Below are 17,605 nucleotides of genomic sequence, written 5' to 3' on the forward strand. Positions count from 1 at the left end.
TTAACAGGTTAAGGGGCTCTTTTATACTTAATTTATATAGTGACCTCCAGTTTCCAAGACCCGGGCCGTGAATCTTCACGCAGTTGAGTGTAAGCTACTATGGTGGGGGCTCTCGTACTTATTAAGCGATACGTTGGGGTTCAGTGAGGCTTCATTCTTAGTGTTGGTGATTATNNTTTGCGTTTGCGAAATTCTTTGGCATTGTATTAAAGTGCATTCATGCTTAACCTAAGTGATTCACTTCTTTTCCTCAATTACCCTAACTGATTTAATGGGTAGGGTTACCGGTATGTTGGTTGCTGTGTCGAATAATAGTAGTTTAACTGTGTTGTTCTTTTCATCAACGTCAACTATCTTAGCCTTAAATCCCTTGAATGGTTCAGTTATAATCTCCACAACATCATTTACCTGAACCTTAATCTCCCTCTTAATCATCTTCATTAATTCAGCTAAGGGGACTTTACCCATCATTAAACCCCTGTACTGCTTTATACCTGTTGATAAGTCAATGGCAACGTAGGAGTGCGGAGTCTCTAAGTAAACCTGACCCTGCACGTTAGGTGGGACAACTATTGATGGTACGTTATAGTACTTCCTCTTATCCTTCTCCATTAACTCAAGCCTAGTCCTAATAATGGCTGCAACATTATACTCCTGGCCGGCAATAACCCTTACACCAATGAAGGTGCACTTATCCTCCTGCATACGTTAAGAGTACCCATTGAATTGTTAATAAGGTTTTCTAAACATTAATAGCCGTAGGTGTTAGGCTAAGCTTCAAGTCAGGAACCTACACTCAACATTTATGCAGTTGCTTAATTTAATAGGCCTAGGGACTTAAGGATTAGGTTGAATGAATCGTGGTTTAGCCTAACCTTATATAATTGAAGTGATTTAATTAATGCGCCAGTGTCCTGTAGGTTAAGGGCTTTCTTAACCTTAGCCTGCATTACCCCTTTACTAAGAATTAGGGCGCTTACGAGTTGAGTGACGTTGGTTGTTGATTTAGTGAGCATGCTTGCACTTTCAAAATCAATTATGTAAGCTCTATCTCTAATAATTACGTGTTCCCTAATCCTACTTAATTCACCGTGAATTAATCCTATTGAATCAAGCCTAAAGCCCTGCATTAATAGTTCCTTAACCATAACCCTAATTGAATCATAGCCAGCTTGATTAAGGTAAACCCCCAATGGTACTCCATTAATGTACTCCATTATTATAACATCGTTAGTATTATTAATTAGGAGGGGGCCCACGTTAACCTCATTAGCTAACTTAAGGTTACGTGCCTCATTAAGTAGGCTTGGTCTTGGGGAATCCGGCCTCTTCACCTTACATGCGTAGTAGCCTTCAAGATTACTTATCTTACACTTGAAGACAAAACTATTCTGTCCCTTGCCAAGTAGCTTAAGGCCACCTATGAATTCAACAGGCCCATCATTAATTAGCTCAATAACGCCTAAGCTCCTTAATTGCTTAGTTACATTCTCAATGTAACTACTTGAGCAGCCAATGCTGTTGCATAATTTAATGAACACCTCATGCATCAGTAACTTCACCTAGGCGGTGATTTTTAAAGCCATATTCTTCACTATTACTATGGCCTCCAGTAACTAGGCGTATCCATTCCATGTAAGTTGCAGTGGTTAAGTGCATGGCTCTAGCTTCGGGAATAGTTATTAAGTTGGTTTAAGGCCGATTAATAAGTATGAGTATAATTGAGGAGGCTAGGAAGGTACTATTGAAGTACCCATTATGTGACCACTGTTTAGGTAGGTTATTCGCATCAAGGGGCTTCATGATTAGTAATGAGGAGCGCGGTAAGTCTATAAAGAATGTACTCTTCATGGAGGCTTTAAACTCCGCAGCCGGCACATATGATGAGGGTATCCTGGCGGCATTAGCTAAAAGTGGGCATAGGGAGAGTTTACTATTCTTAAGGAGAATGGGTAAAGCCATTGAACCACAGCCATGCTTCATCTGCGGTAACCTATTCGATAGAATTAATATTGATGATATTATTAATAAGGTTAAGGGTATAATTAATGAGCAGGGCATTGAATTCAGTAGTTTTCAAGTGGGTTCAACAGTCAATAGGGGGATTATTGAGAATGAGGTTAAGGTATCAACTGAACTAGGCATAACAAGTAGTGAATCAATTAAGAGGGAGTTAAACAGGTTGATTGGTAAGGCATTGGCTAATAAGCTGGGTAAAAGGTACAGTAGGCTGAACCCGGACGTGGTGGTGAGGGTAAATACTAGTGATGGTTCAGTAAGCGTTGAGGCCATGCCAATTTACATTGAGGCCAGGTATAGGAAGTTACTTAGAGGAATACCGCAGATTGGGGAATCCTCAGTGGCAAGTGTTGCTAAGGAGGCTGTTAGTGAGTTGAGGCCATTGAACGTTGTGCTTCACTTCGCAGGTGTTGAGGGGCCTGAGGTAAGGGTGCTTGGGTTAGGGAGGCCAATGATTATTGAAGCTACTAGGCCTCTAAGAAGAAGCATACTTGAGGGTACTGTTACTAGGCATGGGGTTCAGCTCCTTAACCTTAAGGCGGCAGGTAAGGTTCAGGTTAGGGAAATTAAGTCTAAGGCAGGGGAGTTAAGGAGGGTTTACAGGATTCTAGCTAAGTTATATGGTGGTGTTAGTGATGAGCAGTTGCGGAGCCTTGAGGATTACTTTAGTAATAGGCAGATTAGGCAAAGCATGGGTAAGGGTAGGAGGGTTAAGTTAATTTACAGCCTAAGAGTAATACCAGTATATGGTAGCGTCCTTGAATTAATAGTGGATACCCAGGGTGGATTCAGTATAAGGAGGTTCATTACCGGCGAGGGGACGGAACCATCAGTGTCAGGGACATTAGGCGTTAAGGTTATCCCCATTGAGGTTGACGTACTTAACATTTGGTATTAGGGCTCTTCCTAATGCTAATTCACCCTCTTAGCTAATAGACCATACTCATTCTCACCAATTATAGTAAAGCCTGCCCTTCTTAGCCTCTCAATAACCCCACGCTTAACATTACGCCTCCTATACTTAACCCCGGTCATTGGGACATAATGATATAGTAAGCCGCCCCTCTTCAATAACCTACTGTAAATCCTGTAAAGCTCCTCGGAGTATAATGCAGTGAACCTCTTAGTGGGTCTGGGTGGGTCATGTATTATGGTATCGAATACTGAATCCCTAATCCACCCGGAGGCTTCATAAATATCCCCAAGTATTAATTCAACTCTAGGGTCCATTAAGTGGCTGCTCCAGGGATTATACCTCGCCAACTCAATTACATTTTCATCAGCCTCCACGGTTACAATTCTCCTAGCACCCCTCCTAAGCGCCACTAGCGTAGTGTACCCTAGCCCAGTGCAGCAGTCTAAGACAACCCCCCTTACCCTTACCCCCCTCATTTTAACGTAGCTGTACTTTAATGGATCACTCATAATTGTGTGCATAACTATACCATCAATAACCAGTGTCGGCGCCCATCCCTTATTTGAGGAGCATAGTTTGTAACTATGCCCATTTGACTCAATATACAGCCTAACTAGTGACTCATTATCCTTAATGAAGAGGGGCTTGCACTGCTCATGGATATACCTCACTATTAGTGATTCATCCTTAATATCCCAGTAGGTGTATGTGGTGTTTAATTTAGGCTTGAAGTTAATGACCCTCAAGGTTTAACCCTAGGTATTTTAGAAAAACGGTTTTAAAGCTCACGTGGTATTGGTAGCCTAAGTACCAGTAATGAGGGAGCTTAGGTTGAAGGTTAGGAAGTTGGTGGAAGAGATGGTTATGGTTGATGATGTTCCTGAGGATGTGGTTGATGATGTTGTAAGTGAGTTAGGGTACTATGTGAAGAGCGGTTACTCGGATGAGATAGCTGAACGCTTAGTATTATCATATAGGGAGAGAATAATGAGTAGGCTTATGGGTAACATAAGGCAGCACATGCCTGGAAGAGGCAGTGTGGAGAAGGTTTTACCATTCCTACTTAGGGAATCCCTTGAGGAATTGGGCTTATCAGGGTATGTTTCACCAATGCTCTATGGGCAGCCAGTGGACTTAACAATAAGCATGGGTGCATTTCATGCGCCTGTGATTATAATTGGGTATAGGGCAAGTAGAAAGGACCTGTACAGGGTTAGTAGGCTTAGGAGCATGGGCATTAACCCAATGGTTGCGTCCCTTGATAATGATTTTAAGGATGCGGTTAAGTTTAAGGTTGATTACTTGAATGAACCAAAGTACTATAGGGTTATTATCGCTGGGGAATCATTAAAGAGATTACTAGGGTCAGCAAGCCTAATCAGCAGTAGGTCTGTGAAGCCTAGTAGAAGCATGGAGATTACGTACATGCTTTGGAGTGGGTTGAGGAGGATGGGCTACTTAGTTGTTCCAGGTAAAAGAATAAGTGACCTTGAGGTTTACGGTTTCGGCAGGTACCTAATCAGGGTTCAGAGTAAGCCCACAATGTGGGATCCATACTACAGAAGGTTTAACGCAGTGTTGATAATAACGAGCGGTAGTGGAATTAGGGTTAAGGATTCAGTTATTATAATGGGTTTCAATCACCTTGAGAAGCTGATTAATGAGTCTGGGCTTAGGATGAGTAGCCTAAGGAGGCTGGTATCCAAAGAAGGAGACTACGTTGAATAATCTTAAAATATTCACATACCACTTAGCAATACCCTTGGCCACAACATCAACGTAATCCACGTTCACGTTTCCAAGGTAATTTTTCACAGCATATTCAGCAACCTCACTATTAATCCTAGGCTTAGCATACTGGATGAGTGCGTCAAGGAGTTCAGCATAACTCCTCCTAGCCTCAGCATACTCCCTACCTATCTTAAAGACATCATCACTAGGTATTATCAAATCAATGTACTGCCTTAACCCCCTCCTCATCAACTCATTAATGTACTCAACCACTATTGGATCCGTGGGCTGCATTACTTAATACCTAGAATTAATGCTTAATTAGTTTTTATAGTCACATGTATTGTAATACTTAAGTTCAGGGTTGGGCTTTTAACGATTCCTGCACTCACTAGGCTAGGAGCCNNATTGTGTTGGTGGTAACTCACCTAAGTTAATAGGCTGACTTAATGCTTAAATAATTAACAATGATGAGCGCTGCGTGTTTAGTAAGGTAATTAATATCATTAAGTTGGGTAGGATGGAGCATGGTTTATTAGCCGCAATCACGGTGGTTGCCTCCTACTACGTGTCTGGTGGGCGTAATGGTTACGTTGCCTTAACACTATTGGCATCCACATTCTTCGCTGAGGTATTCCTATTCGTAACCAATGATATCCACAACATTAATGAGGATAGGGTTAATAGGCCGAATGCACCCCTAGTGACTGGAGTTATATCATTTAGGGAGGCATACTGGTTGGCTTTAGCATCATTAGTATTATCCCTTATTCAAGTAATACCAGTAGCCATAGGTTGGGCTAACTCACTCTCATTAATAATACTGTTGGTGGCGCTAATACTAGGTTACCTGTATAATTCAAGGCTTAAGCGGGTAATGATTATTAATAATCTAATAGTTGCATTGGTTACATCATTAACATACTTATATGGCTTAACCTCGGTGAAGGTGATTATGCCTAAATCCTCATTATTCATGACTCTACTCTTCCTAACCACTGTGGTTGCTACATTGGGTAGGGAGATAGTGAAGGGTTCCTTGGACTATGAGGGGGATTTGAGGGTGAACATACGTACAGTGGCCACAGTGTATGGTAGGGATGCTGCTAATAGGGTTGGCTCAATAGTAATGTTAATTGCCGTTGCATTATCAATACCATTAATGATCACGTCTCTAATGGTTCTAGGTGAGTTTAGCCCATTATTCATGCTCTTAGTGGCCTTAACAGACTCATTAATATTATTCCTCTCAATAAGGATCATTAAGGGTGATTTAAGGTGGTTCAGGGAATTAAGCCTACTGGCAATGGGCTTAACCTTAATTGGTTTAATGCTCTGTTCACTCCTCATCTTTATTTACGCCTAATCCTAATTCATTAACCCTCCCAACCCCATGGGCTATTATGTAGCAGGGTACGTTAATACTACATGATGAATCCCCGCTTATGCCCTTAACTTTTTCGGCTGCGTCAAGGCACTTACCCATACTCCTCAATAACTCTATAATTAATCCTAAACCCTTCCTAACGTATGGGTCATTCAATGCCCTTAATATGTCCCCAAGCCCATTAATTGGCTTAACCTCATGCTTAACATTAGATGAAACACCATATAGTGAACATAGGATACATTGGGTGGCCTCCATAAGCGTGATGTTTAACTCGCTCTTACTCATCTGCTGTAGGGCGCTGAGTATGGCTTGAATGGCATCATTTACATTAACATCACTCATATTAAATGCCCCAGGGCATTGAGTATAAACGTTTCTTTCCAGTTAGTTAATACCTCAATGTTAATTCGCGATAATGCTTAATAGCCTTAACTCAATTAAACATAATATGGTTAAGTTCAGTAATGCCTTCATTAAGAGGGAGGTGTTTAGAATGCTGGGTGTACGTGATGATAATGTTACCTTAGGCCCAAGTATTGGTGAGGATGCAGCGGTCATTAGGATTAATGGCTCCTACATGGCTGTTCACACTGATCCAGTCACTGGTTCAAGCAACCTACTGGGTTGGTTGGCAGTGCATGTGGCGGCTAATGACATTGCAACTAGGGGTATTAGGCCTAGGTGGTTTTTAGTAACACTAATACTTCCCATTAATTCCAGTGAAGAGGATGTTGTTAGGATAATGAGGCAGGTTAATGATGCCTTAATTGAAATCAACGCAACCCTAGTGGGTGGCCATACCGAGAAGTCAGACGCCACCACTAGGCCCATTGCTGTAGCAACGGCTATTGGTGTTGGTAATAAGTTCATAAGGACTGGGGGGTTGAATTCTGGTGACGTTATTATCATGACTAAGTACGCAGCCCTAGAGGCTACTGCAGTCTTAGCCAGTGACTTTAGGGGTAGGTTAATGAATGTGTTGAGTGAAGAGGAGTTTAAGGAGGCTATGAGCCTCTATAGGATGGTGTCAGTGGTTAATGATGCCCTCACCGCATCAGAGTACGCAACATCAATGCATGATCCAACTGAGGGCGGTGTCCTACAGGGTTTACTTGAAATGGCATACTCCTCAGGGAGGCTAATAATCATTAATGAGGAAGACATCCCAGTACTACCAGTAACAAGAAAAGTACTTAACGCATTCAACCTCAACCCACTTACAGTGCTCTCCTCAGGATCACTACTAATAGGTGTTAAGGAGAGTGATGCTGATGAATTAATTAGGAGGCTAAAGAATGTGGGGGTGAATGCATCGATTATTGGTAGGGTAACTGATGGTGAACCAGGAGTAATGGTTAGGAGCCGTAACGGTGAGCAATTCTTCAGGGGTGACTTAACAATACCAGATGGGGTGATTGAAATGTGGTTAAGTAGCAGTGTTGGTGAAGCTTCCTAAGGGTAGGGTATGCTGTATATTACTCCTCCTCGGTTAATATATCGCATTCAGGTTTAATACTAGTAAATTCACTTAATATTGATGATATTACGCACCTAGGCGTGTACACTTCCTCACCCTTAAGTTCCCTCTCCGGGAAGCGGGTTAATGAAGCCATGTATGCTAAGGCTACATTAATTACTTTACCCATTGACTTAAGGCCATTAACAGCCTCCACCACTTCAGTAAGGGATTTTGCGCCTCTTATCTCCCTAGAACTGCCGCCTCCCTTCGCTAATACCTCTATACCCGCCTCCCTAAGAGCCGCTGCCTCACTCTTTAACATATCCTTATCAAAATTGAATGTGAATATTGGCTTAATCTCATTATTGATTTTCCTCAAAATCGTATGGTTCATCCTAATGGTCCTCTTAATATCAGTTAAAGTAGGCCTAAGTGGTATAACCGCCATATTAACCTTAATTAAATCAGTCCTCGCTAATGCAATTGAAGTATACCTTTTATCAAAGAATGGAGCCGTATCTATGATTATGTAATTGAATCTACTCAATGCACCTGATTTATTAAGAATATTGAATAATGCATCACCCCTACCAAATTCACCCAACCATTGCGTTATTAAGCTGCTGAGGTCACCCTCATCATCCTCACCTGGTGGTAGCACTTTAACATTCAGGAGTGTATTAGTATTAACGTAGCTATTATACTTATCATTATACTCACTGGGTGTTGTTACGTAATCATCAATATCAATGTTCTTACCCTTATCATAGTCCTTAAACATGTGGTATAGCGTCCTTCTATCATTATTAACCTCATCATAATTATCACCATATATTTTAAGCGTTAAACCTGCTGTTGGATCTGTGTCAACTATGAGTATTCTTCCTGGGTTCTCCCCATATTCAACAAGGTAGTGCGCCATTAATAGTGTTAGGGTTGTCTTACCTACACCACCAGATGCTGATATTACAGGTATTATTATGGGCATACTTCATCACTGATGCCAAGTTTTTTATCTATTACTTTAACGCAAAATGGTAAGTTAAGCTTTTTAAATAATTTAACATAATTACTATATAATCCCGAGTACTTATCCAAGACATGTATTAACCATGCCTTATACCCCATGATTGCGTATATTAATGCTTGCCCAATTCCATCATACGGCTGCGCATCGTACTTTACCTCAAAGGCCTCATCATTGGCAACTACATCAACCTGGAACCTTAACCCATCAACCTCAATAGGTACCTCCCTCTTACCTCTAGTAAGTATGGCTAATTGATCCCTAATACACTTCTCATCCCTACAATACCTAATGTAATCCACTAAAGGATCAGCAGCCACCTAGCCTTCTACAGTAATATATTGCTTAATAAATACTGCGGATAAGATAATATTACCTATAATGCGTTTGCGAGACTTTTAGTTATTTTTAATTGCTTCTAATCCCCCTCACTGCTATTAGGTAGGCTGAGGTGGTGTGCTTATTGAGTCTCCTCCCCTCATGATTTTCCCACATTCCTTAGAGTCGGTAGTGCCCTTAGGATTAATGAGGATTACATTAAAGCCAAGCCTCAACGCCTTAATAATACTGTGGACAAGAATCCCCCTCCTAGCAAAACGCGTAATCCACCTTCCTAACTAGGAATAAATCCTCGAAAACAACATAATCCACACCAATCCTAGCAATGAATTTCAAGGCTTAGGATAGGGCATTAAGCCTCAACACCCTAGCCCCTCCCTAGGGTAACCGTGAGAAGCAGCCTAGTTTACGTGCCTTTAACCCAAACCCTATTAAGCTTGAACTCTAAGATTTCAAGCATTGGGCCTTTACGATTCCTACTTAACTATGTGGGTTACTATCCTCCACATAATCTTCTCGCTGGGATTAATCATTATAATCCCTTTAACTTAACATTACTGATTCTTGAATTTCTAGTGATTACTACGGTAAAATAACCCTTATAACGGTTCTCAACATGTAGTAGCTTAGGGGTTTGATGGCTGATCCTTGGGTTAATAAGGCTAGGAGGTTTAGGGATTACGCAAGGGAGGACTTAGCTAATAATAGGTTTGACTCTGCTGCATTCTTTGCTCAACAATCCATTGAATTACTGTTTAAAGGATTGTTAATTAAGCTTGGTGGTTCACGGCCAATTACCCACTCAACATCTGAACTACTCCAGTACTTAATGAAGCTCTTAGGTAAGGAGGCTCCGCCGGGTATTATTAGGTGTGTTGAATTGCTTGAGCAGCATTATATTCAGGCACGTTACCCTGATGCCAGGATTAATGATTATAGGAGGTGGGAAGCGGAGGATGCTGTTAAGTGCATGGACTTAGTGTGGGATTATGTACAGCAGGTGGCTGGAGGCACTCAGTGAGGTAGCTAGGCTAAGGGAGGCTAGGTTTAGGGAGGTACTTAGGGAATTGTGTAGTAGGTCCCTGGTAGTTGTTTTATTCGGTTCAAGGGCTAGGGGTGATAATACACCATTGAGTGATTGGGACTTAATGGCTATTGTAGAGGCAGGTGAGTATGAAATAGAGGCTAAGGATATTGGGCAAGTGGTTTGGCTGCCATTAAGCAGGTTAGCTGAAGTTCTTGAGCATTCAATGATAATACTTGATGCTGTGGCTGATGGTAAGGTACTTTGCGGCGACTCAAGGATTTTTGAGGATGTTAGGGATAAGGTAAGTAAATACATTAGGGAGAGGGGCCTGGTTAGAACCAGAGATGGTTGGTTCCCAGGAAGCATAATTAGGCAGTAATATTGAATTAGCTAAGAATAATGAATTCCCTAAACCAAGGTTCAGCATTACTTATTACAATCCTTAACGCCAGTAGCATTAAGCCCCCTCTCCGCAGGTAATACCCAGGGCCCCAATGTAGGGGGCTAGTCCCTTAGGATGGGGAAGCGTTATCAAATAATCAACTTACTAATAAGAATGAGTGCCCATTATTGGGTTCCTTAATCTTACTCACCTGTAGCCTTTATGATAAGTGAATAATGAGTAGTATTGTTTATTTAATTTGCATTGAATTGGCTCTGAAAAATGTTTATATAGGCTCACTGTATTGTTGACTTAATGAAGGTTAATAGGCTGCTTCCAATACTGGCATTAGCCATAGCGGCATCGGTACTGGCATACTCATGGAGCATTGGATCAATATATACGAATAGTGTAACTATACATGCATTAGCTGTCTCAGGTTCAAACCAAGGTGCAGTAATAAACATCACCATAACTGCGGTTAAGGGCCTACCAAGTTACCTGGGTGGTAATGTGTACGTATCTGCAATGCCGCTACCCATAGGTGAGGGTGGTACCTTCATTTCATCAAGCCAAATAGCAGCATTCGTAGCCACAACTATTGCTGGCCAATCATTAACAAGCTACAACTTCCTCATTAACGTTAACTCCAGTACCATAGAGATAGGTGGCCCATCAGCCAGCGGCTACATGGCAGTCGGCATGTACTCCCTCATAACTAACAGTAGCCTAAACCCAAGCGTGGTTATGACTGGTATGATTATGCCTGATGGAACAATAGGTCCAGTGGGTGGGATACCTGATAAGATTAGGGCTGCTGCTCAGTTAGGTTACTCAACAGTGCTAATACCTTATGGCCAGCAAAATTACGTGTCATCAAGTGGTCAAGTAATTAATTTAATAAACTTAGGTAAGCAACTTGGGGTTAACGTCATCCCAGTAGCCACGGTGTATCAGGCTATACAGTACTTTACAGGCCGTAGCTTTAACCTATCTCTTCAAGTAAACCCCCAAGTGATGAGTAATATTTCAGCCATTAACGCTTACCTCTATAAGACGCTTTACGTTAATTATGGTAATGAATCAGCCCTAGGCAATCAAGCTGATTATGAGGCTGCATTAAGCAGTGCTAATAATGGTGACTACTACACAGCAGCGAGCTTAATCTACAATGCCTTAATAAGCTACTACACTAACTTGTTTAGGAATGTTACATTAACTTACGCTAAGGCCCTTGTAGCCAATGTGTCCGCTCAATTAAATCAAATGATTAATGAAATTAACAGCGTTCAACCCACCACAGCCAACTTAGACATAATAGTGGGCATCTATGATAGAATATACACCGCTCAGTCTATGTTAAATACAACAATCGGAGATATTCAAGCTGGTAACACCGCTAATCTACCCAGTGACTTAGCTCAATTATATGTTAGGGTTATTACATTGAAGTATTGGTTTAATGTACTTAACGCCATTACTGGTGGTAACCCAATACCCAACTCGTACTTAAGTAAATTAAGTGGATTATATACATCATACGCGTACACCACAGTGACTTACTTATACTCATTAGCCAGCGCCGAGGGATTAACCACAAGCCTGCAGGTTATTAATACGATTAACCAGCTCATTAACCAAACTAACGAGGCCCAATACTACTACCAGAACGGCCTCTATCTGGAGGCATTGGCAGTGAGCCTTGATACAATAGCCTCAGCCAGTGCAATAATTCACACAATGTTTCTGATTGGGGGGAGTAATGCGTCATTGTATTTACTTAACATTGTTAGGAATGTTGCAACCTATAACGAGGCCCTAGTGTCCCAGTGCAATGGCTTACCGGTCCTGTCCAGCGCCTATGTGCAATTCGGTGATTACTGGTTCAACCAGTATAATAATAGCCTTGCTGGTAACCCATCGTCAATGTCAAGTCAAAGCTACTTTGAGGAGGCTTTATCATTATATGAAGAATCAATAGCATACTCATTATTCCTAAGGCAACTCTACTATGAGTTAGGAGCATGCCCAATAACCAGCTATACAATTAACTACACTGCACTACAGTATGCGCCAGTGTCAAGTACTCCACATGTGCCTCAAGGTCAATCCACAGGCGCATCGTTTTCAATAGTTAATTTAGCCGGAGTCAACGTAATGTACCTAACCATTGGAGTAGTGTTAGTGGCGATGAGTATAGTGGTCCTAGTGCTTAAGGTTATTAAAGTAAGTAGATAATAAATATTACTTAATTATAGCTAAAAATATTAATCTATACATAAGCTAAATTTATGATATATTACATAAAAATATAATATATAATAATAACAATATTTAAACAATTCAATAAATACAACTCTAATTAATGGGTAAGGTTTATAAAAGCATAAATTACGTGGATTAACTAAGATGGTTACTACGGGAAGTTCAAGCAATGCAAATAGGCAGTATAGTAGTAGTAATGGATTGAGGAGGGTATTAAGCTTCAGGGAGCTATTTTTCGCATCCCTAGGTGGGCAATCCCCTTTCCTAAGTATAACAACTTACGGTACAGCTGCAATACTTTATGCAGGCCTGCTAGCACCATTAGCCGCATTGGTGGGTACATTAATAGTGTTGGTTAATGGCCTTGTGGTGTATCAATTATCACGACGATTAACCAAGACGGGTGGCTATTATGCTTATGCTAATCAGTTCATAAGCCATAGGATAGGTATTGAGACAGGTTTCATATACCTATTCTACTCAATACTCTATGGTAGTGCATACGCAATAGGTTCAGCTGGCATAATGTGGTTCCTATTCCACATTAACTTCCTATACACTTTAACTGCAATACTCATTATTCAAGCCGTGTTGGCTATATTAGGTATAAAACCATCAGCCAAATACGCCGTATTCGCCGGCTCACTGGAGTTGGGGATATTAATAGTAATGGGTATAATACTACTTTACTTATCCGGCTTCAGAGTTAACTTAACCACTAGTCAAAACATATCACTGGCGCAATTTGGGTATGCTGTACTCTACGCTGCCGCAATACCCACTGGGTATGGTACCATAGCCCCCTTATCAGGTGAGGCTAAGATGGCTAGTAGGACCGTGCCTAAGGCTATTGTTGCAGTAATATTGACGGGAGGCTTACTTGCAGTGTTTGACCTCCTTGCCTTCAACTCAGCTGGATTAGCCTTATTTGAATCCTATGGGCATTTTGAATCCTTCATTAAGTCCATGATTAGTATGAGTGCCTTTAACTCACCTGTACTCTACATCCTCCACAAGTACTTTGGCATATTCATTGATATACCAGTCCTGGTGGCTCTTGTTAATGATGGTGTATTAGGTGTGTTAGCGTATAATTTAGCTTCATCAAGGGTTCTCTTCGCAATGTCCATGGATGGGTGGGTTCCTAAGCCTTTAAGTTACATTAACGCGAACACTAATAACCCAGTGCTGGCTGCCTTAGTATCATCAATTGGGATAATTGCCGTTAGCCTAGTTGCATCAACACTACTATCACCCTTAATGGCCTTTCTAGTTCTAGGAGGCTTATCAACAATGGCTGGATTACTGGTTCACGTAATATCGGATGTATCTTTAATGAGGCTTAGCATTAGGAGGATTAAGAAGTATGCTGTCCAAATAATACTGGCGTCATCAGCCTTAATACTTGCCGCTTACTCAATAACATCAGCCTTAATCTCAACTAGGCCCATGTTTGTGGAGTTATTCTTAGGATGGTTAATAATAGGCTTCATTTACGCTGAAGCCTCATCAATAGCTAAGGGTAAGTAACACAGGCCCCACTGGGGTTAATGCTTAAAGCATTAATAAGCTAAGCCACTTTACTGAAGCTGTGTCTACTTACTCAGGGAGTATTGAGGAGTCGGTTAAGAGGCTTATGGAAAGAGTATCCAGTAGAACATTCATTAAGGCTGTGGGTAAGGGTACCGTGAAGGACATAGAATCATTAATAGAGTACTATGAGTTAACTAAATCATGTGTAATGCTACCTCAGAATGAGGCTAAGAGCCTCTATAACCTATATGTTGCCAGTGAGGGTAGGATTAGGAAGCTTCTTGAGGGTTTCCTGGAGACTATGATTACAATTAAGTCAAGAGACTTCGCGGCAATATACCCATTCATGCCCAGTGATGTTAAGGAGTTGCTTAAGCCATTATTAAACAGTAATACTGATGAGGGTATTAAGGAGGTACTGGGCAGTGTTTTAAGTAACCTTAATTTACTTGGTTCAGCATTACTTAATATTGCTAAGAGGGAGCCAGGTGACGTTAATGGGTGCGTTAAAGGTAACTGCCACAGCACCGGGGGTTGTTAAACTATTTGGGGAACACGCAGTTGTCTATGGGAAACCGGCAATAGCCATGGCCATAAACAAGGGCATTAAGGTCACTGTGGAGGAGAGTAGAGGTAATTCACTGGTGATTTTTGCAAAGGATCTTGAAGTTAAGGGGGTTGCCATAAGGGTTACTGGTGATTCAATTGAGGGCAGTGTAATTAATGATGGTCAATTAAGTAAGCTTGCCTCATACGCTTTAACGGCGTTGAGGATTATATCAGGGAAGTACGGCGGCGACTTAAGGGGCATTAGGGTGATTATTGAGAGCCAATTACCCATTGGTGCTGGTTTAGCAACATCAGCAGCAGTATCAGTGGCCACTGCGGCAGCATACGCAAGGTTAATTAACGTTAAATTAAGCAAGGAGGATATTGCTAAGGTTGGGCATTCAGTGGAATTAACGGTTCAAGGCGCGGCAAGCCCCATGGATACTGCAGTATCAAGCATTGGTGGTGTAATGTATATTAAACCTGGGGTTGAGTTTAAGAGGCTTAGTACTTCATTTAAAATACCGCTGGTGGTTGGTTATGTTGAGAGAGAGTTAACTACAGGTGAGTTAGTTAAGAGGGTTAAGGCGCTTTACGATAAGTATCCTAAGGTCATTGAAGATATAATGAATTCCATAGGGGCTATTACTGATGAAGCGGTTACGGCTTTAAGTAAGGGTGATTACGTAACATTAGGTGAATTAATGAACATTAATCAAGGCTTACTTGAAGCGTTAGGTGTTTCTAATCATAGGTTATCTAGCATAATATACATGGCTAGGAAGGCAGGCGCCCTCGGAGCCAAGTTAAGCGGTGGGGGTGGTGGCGGAGCAATGATAGCGTTAGCGCCTGGGGTTGAGGATAAGGTTGCTGTAGCCGTGAAGTTGGCTGGTGGTGAGGTAATACTGATTGATGTTGATCATGAGGGTGTACATGTTGAGGACTACAGCTAATTTAGCTCATTTTTATAGTGAACGGTTATTTTATCTGATTATCTTATAAACATGGCTATTTGATAACTCATATGTCATTTAGAGGGAAGTTACTTGGAGTGGTAACAATAGTAATAGCGGGCTTAATACTATACGGTACGGCTATTTATTTAGCCACTGCAACTCAGCAGGCAACCCCAACTCAAAATCAGGCAATTTCAATTACCTTACCTTACTATGCTGAGGTTCAGTACATTGATGTAATTAACCAGACCGTTCAATTGTCAATACCCGCAGGAGGCACGTATACCGTAACTGCCCCACTACCCCCTGGTCCAGGTTATAGTTTAGAGTACCTTGAAGTTTACTTTCCTACACCCCTTCCATCAATAGGTATTTCAGGCAATGTCTTAAAGAGCGTTAATGAGTATGGCTTCATAACTTCAGCGTATTCACCGTCAGGTTCAATAGTATTGGTTAATTCAGGCCAGAATACTGTTAACGGTACAATAGTGGTTTCATCAGTGTTCGTTAAGACTATTTACGTACCCTTAACTAACCAGTCATCAATAAATATAACTACACCGGACTACACTTACCAGTACGTTACTGACCAGTACGTGGAGTTAACAATACCCAATAACGCACCCTTCAGTGTAAGTGATGTGGTGCTACCTAATGGCAGCCTCTTCAGTCAATTAGTTGAGAAGTGGAGTGGTAATGTTACGGCTATTCAGCTGGATTATAAGCATGTTAAGCTAGATATGGCTTACCTACCCTCAGGTAACTATAGTATTAAGTTGCTTCAAGGTTCACAGTATGAGCTGCCCTTTGCAATGTTAGTTAAGGGTACTCAGTTCTATAACATCACAGTTGACGCCCATAGTCAAGTCATAATAACCACTAACAACTTCGGAATACCCTCAGGTTGGTCAATAATGGGTTACGTGGTAACAGTCTACACTGTTCAGCCACTGGTGGTTGGTGAAACAGGTGGTACCTTCATTGTTGAGGCTAATAGGGTTTCACCGGTATATGCGCTGAGCCAGCTCATTGTGGTGCATGGTGTTAGCTACATACTGCCACCCTTCATAAGGTTCATGCCTATCATTGGGATTTACGTAATTTACGACACTCAATTCAAGGTAATTAATCCACTGAACGTGCCAGTGATTGTTGAATATATGCCAATAATATATAAGCCAGTTGGGCAATGGAGTAACGGTAATCTACAGGTTCAGGTTTACCAAAGTGACGTAGCTCAAGGTATGTGGACATCACTGGTTGTTCAACTACCTGAGACTGCAACAATAACCAGTATAGTTACCCCAAGTGGCACCACGTACAGTGGCTACACTTCATCAGAGTTACCGTGGGGTAGTGGGTTCAGGTTGGTATCAATATCACCGGATGGCCATGAAGCCTACATCGCAGTGAGTACACTAGGTGTATCCCAGCCAGGCCTCTATACAGTTAATGTGCACTGGGATCCATTAGTGGTCAGCATTCATAATACCTATGGCTCACCAGTGGCCGCTACTGTGGCTGCGTCGCAGAATGGGCAGGTTTATGGCACTTTCAACACTAATTCAAGCGGCATAGCCCTAGTAAGCGTAAATAACCCGTACCCAGTCTCATTATCAATATACTATGAGGGTGTTAATACGTATAACATTGGGGTTACGACGTTAATTAAGAAGCCGATAGACGTAACTCTGGGGATCTATAATGTAACAGCCATCGTAGTCGGCTTCTTTAACCAGGCGATTAGTAACGCTAACGTAACCATGTATAGGATTGGCACTGGGCCGGTTTACTCACAGTTAACTGGATCAAATGGCGCCACCCAGTTAAACGGGGTCTTAGCCGGCGTCTACCAGTTAACTGCATCATATGGCCACGCCAAGTACAGTAAATTCCTGACTGTTGACTCTGATGAGGTGGCTTTAATTAAGACTAATATATTAGCTATAATAGGCGGCTTCCCAATAACAACCGGTGACGCGATAATTGGGGCAGTCGGCATACCTGCTATT

Annotated in this window: 18 protein-coding genes and 1 pseudogene; 11 read left to right on the top strand and 8 right to left on the bottom strand. The window is 41.6% G+C overall.

Annotation, left to right across the window (positions count from 1 at the left end):
- Window positions 1-237: 237 nt before the first annotated feature.
- Together BP896_RS06365 and BP896_RS06370 are read right to left on the bottom strand one after the other, a co-directional pair.
- The gene (locus tag BP896_RS06365) at window positions 238-705 is read right to left on the bottom strand and encodes a KOW motif-containing protein (RefSeq protein ID WP_291766841.1); all 468 of its coding nucleotides are present in this window, start codon (window positions 703-705) and stop codon (window positions 238-240) included.
- A 110-nt stretch (window positions 706-815) separates the two neighbouring features.
- Window positions 816-1,550 carry an RIO1 family regulatory kinase/ATPase gene (locus BP896_RS06370; protein ID WP_291766843.1) on the bottom strand — a complete coding sequence of 245 codons (735 nt, stop codon included), beginning with the start codon at window positions 1,548-1,550 and terminating at the stop codon, window positions 816-818.
- A gap of 161 nt (window positions 1,551-1,711) precedes the next feature.
- Between BP896_RS06370 and BP896_RS06375 the strand changes: the two genes are divergently transcribed.
- Window positions 1,712-2,917, top strand: a complete 1,206-nt coding sequence (locus BP896_RS06375) for a tRNA pseudouridine(54/55) synthase Pus10 (RefSeq protein WP_291766845.1) — start codon at window positions 1,712-1,714, stop codon at window positions 2,915-2,917.
- A 14-nt stretch (window positions 2,918-2,931) separates the two neighbouring features.
- On the opposite strand, the gene BP896_RS06380 is transcribed toward BP896_RS06375, so the two are convergent.
- Entirely contained in the window at window positions 2,932-3,681 is a 750-nt protein-coding gene (locus tag BP896_RS06380; protein WP_291766847.1) for an RsmD family RNA methyltransferase, read from the bottom strand.
- A 70-nt stretch (window positions 3,682-3,751) separates the two neighbouring features.
- Between BP896_RS06380 and BP896_RS06385 the strand changes: the two genes are divergently transcribed.
- The gene (locus BP896_RS06385) at window positions 3,752-4,663 is read left to right on the top strand and encodes a hypothetical protein (RefSeq protein WP_291766849.1); all 912 of its coding nucleotides are present in this window, start codon (window positions 3,752-3,754) and stop codon (window positions 4,661-4,663) included.
- Here the strand turns inward: BP896_RS06385 and BP896_RS06390 are convergent.
- Complete coding sequence (locus BP896_RS06390; RefSeq protein ID WP_291766850.1) at window positions 4,622-4,960, bottom strand: hypothetical protein; 339 nt, start codon at window positions 4,958-4,960, stop codon at window positions 4,622-4,624. The genes BP896_RS06385 and BP896_RS06390 overlap by 42 nt on opposite strands.
- A 187-nt stretch (window positions 4,961-5,147) precedes the next feature.
- Here BP896_RS06390 and BP896_RS06395 point away from each other — a divergent pair, with 187 nt between their 5' ends.
- Window positions 5,148-6,032 (top strand): UbiA family prenyltransferase, encoded by an 885-nt coding sequence (locus tag BP896_RS06395; RefSeq protein ID WP_291766852.1) that lies wholly within the window; start codon window positions 5,148-5,150, stop codon window positions 6,030-6,032.
- On the opposite strand, the gene BP896_RS06400 is transcribed toward BP896_RS06395, so the two are convergent.
- Window positions 6,006-6,398 (bottom strand): DUF1641 domain-containing protein, encoded by a 393-nt coding sequence (locus tag BP896_RS06400; RefSeq protein WP_291766854.1) that lies wholly within the window; start codon window positions 6,396-6,398, stop codon window positions 6,006-6,008. The two genes, BP896_RS06395 and BP896_RS06400, sit on opposite strands and share 27 nt — an antisense overlap.
- 106 nt (window positions 6,399-6,504) lie before the next feature.
- On the opposite strand from BP896_RS06400, the gene BP896_RS06405 reads away from it, so the two are divergent.
- On the top strand, window positions 6,505-7,512 hold the full coding sequence (locus tag BP896_RS06405; RefSeq protein ID WP_291766856.1) for an AIR synthase family protein: 1,008 nt from the start codon (window positions 6,505-6,507) through the stop codon (window positions 7,510-7,512).
- Between the two features lie 19 nt (window positions 7,513-7,531).
- Here the strand turns inward: BP896_RS06405 and BP896_RS06410 are convergent, their stop codons facing one another.
- The 3 genes and pseudogenes from BP896_RS06410 to BP896_RS09830 form a co-directional block, all read right to left on the bottom strand.
- A complete protein-coding gene (locus BP896_RS06410) occupies window positions 7,532-8,503 on the bottom strand; it encodes a ParA family protein (protein ID WP_291766858.1) in 972 nt (323 codons plus the stop codon).
- On the bottom strand, window positions 8,494-8,862 hold the full coding sequence (locus BP896_RS06415) for a hypothetical protein (protein WP_291766859.1): 369 nt from the start codon (window positions 8,860-8,862) through the stop codon (window positions 8,494-8,496). Before BP896_RS06415 ends, BP896_RS06410 begins: the two co-directional genes overlap by 10 nt.
- An 88-nt stretch (window positions 8,863-8,950) precedes the next feature.
- A pseudogene (locus BP896_RS09830) lies at window positions 8,951-9,253 on the bottom strand (hypothetical protein); the annotation flags it as partial.
- A gap of 265 nt (window positions 9,254-9,518) precedes the next feature.
- Here BP896_RS09830 and BP896_RS06420 point away from each other — a divergent pair.
- The 7 genes from BP896_RS06420 to BP896_RS06450 form a co-directional block, all read left to right on the top strand.
- Window positions 9,519-9,902 (top strand): HEPN domain-containing protein, encoded by a 384-nt coding sequence (locus BP896_RS06420; RefSeq protein WP_291766878.1) that lies wholly within the window; start codon window positions 9,519-9,521, stop codon window positions 9,900-9,902.
- Window positions 9,871-10,287 carry a nucleotidyltransferase domain-containing protein gene (locus BP896_RS06425; RefSeq protein ID WP_291766860.1) on the top strand — a complete coding sequence of 139 codons (417 nt, stop codon included), beginning with the start codon at window positions 9,871-9,873 and terminating at the stop codon, window positions 10,285-10,287. The genes BP896_RS06420 and BP896_RS06425 overlap by 32 nt, the downstream gene beginning before the upstream one ends.
- Window positions 10,288-10,605: 318 nt before the next feature.
- Complete coding sequence (locus tag BP896_RS06430; RefSeq protein WP_291766861.1) at window positions 10,606-12,528, top strand: S16 family serine protease; 1,923 nt, start codon at window positions 10,606-10,608, stop codon at window positions 12,526-12,528.
- Window positions 12,529-12,699: 171 nt separating this feature from the next.
- Window positions 12,700-14,085, top strand: a complete 1,386-nt coding sequence (locus BP896_RS06435; RefSeq protein ID WP_291766863.1) for an APC family permease — start codon at window positions 12,700-12,702, stop codon at window positions 14,083-14,085.
- Between the two features lie 61 nt (window positions 14,086-14,146).
- Window positions 14,147-14,629, top strand: coding sequence for a hypothetical protein (locus tag BP896_RS06440; RefSeq protein ID WP_291766864.1), 483 nt, complete (start codon window positions 14,147-14,149; stop codon window positions 14,627-14,629).
- Window positions 14,586-15,590, top strand: coding sequence for a mevalonate kinase (gene mvk, locus BP896_RS06445; protein WP_291766866.1), 1,005 nt, complete (start codon window positions 14,586-14,588; stop codon window positions 15,588-15,590). The genes BP896_RS06440 and mvk overlap by 44 nt, the downstream gene beginning before the upstream one ends.
- Window positions 15,591-15,661: 71 nt before the next feature.
- A partial coding sequence (locus BP896_RS06450; protein ID WP_291766867.1) for a carboxypeptidase-like regulatory domain-containing protein occupies window positions 15,662-17,605 on the top strand: 1,944 nt, incomplete at its 3' end.

It is taken from the genome of Caldivirga sp. UBA161, from assembly GCF_002506515.1.
In the GTDB taxonomy this organism is placed as follows: domain Archaea; phylum Thermoproteota; class Thermoprotei; order Thermoproteales; family Thermocladiaceae; genus Caldivirga.

Bases quoted from the DNA above. Each gene is read 5' to 3' on its own strand.
- BP896_RS06425 (WP_291766860.1), top strand. From the start codon at position 9,871: ATGTACAGCAGGTGGCTGGAGGCACTCAGTGAGGTAGCTAGGCTAAGG.
- BP896_RS06435 (WP_291766863.1), top strand. From the start codon at position 12,700: ATGGTTACTACGGGAAGTTCAAGCAATGCAAATAGGCAGTATAGTAGT.
- BP896_RS06400 (WP_291766854.1), bottom strand. From the start codon at position 6,398: ATGAGTGATGTTAATGTAAATGATGCCATTCAAGCCATACTCAGCGCC.
- BP896_RS06370 (WP_291766843.1), bottom strand. From the start codon at position 1,550: ATGCATGAGGTGTTCATTAAATTATGCAACAGCATTGGCTGCTCAAGT.
- BP896_RS06390 (WP_291766850.1), bottom strand. From the start codon at position 4,960: ATGCAGCCCACGGATCCAATAGTGGTTGAGTACATTAATGAGTTGATG.
- BP896_RS06385 (WP_291766849.1), top strand. From the start codon at position 3,752: ATGAGGGAGCTTAGGTTGAAGGTTAGGAAGTTGGTGGAAGAGATGGTT.
- BP896_RS06410 (WP_291766858.1), bottom strand. From the start codon at position 8,503: ATGCCCATAATAATACCTGTAATATCAGCATCTGGTGGTGTAGGTAAG.
- BP896_RS06430 (WP_291766861.1), top strand. From the start codon at position 10,606: ATGAAGGTTAATAGGCTGCTTCCAATACTGGCATTAGCCATAGCGGCA.
- BP896_RS06405 (WP_291766856.1), top strand. From the start codon at position 6,505: ATGGTTAAGTTCAGTAATGCCTTCATTAAGAGGGAGGTGTTTAGAATG.
- BP896_RS06420 (WP_291766878.1), top strand. From the start codon at position 9,519: ATGGCTGATCCTTGGGTTAATAAGGCTAGGAGGTTTAGGGATTACGCA.
- BP896_RS06375 (WP_291766845.1), top strand. From the start codon at position 1,712: ATGAGTATAATTGAGGAGGCTAGGAAGGTACTATTGAAGTACCCATTA.
- BP896_RS06365 (WP_291766841.1), bottom strand. From the start codon at position 705: ATGCAGGAGGATAAGTGCACCTTCATTGGTGTAAGGGTTATTGCCGGC.
- mvk (WP_291766866.1), top strand. From the start codon at position 14,586: ATGGGTGCGTTAAAGGTAACTGCCACAGCACCGGGGGTTGTTAAACTA.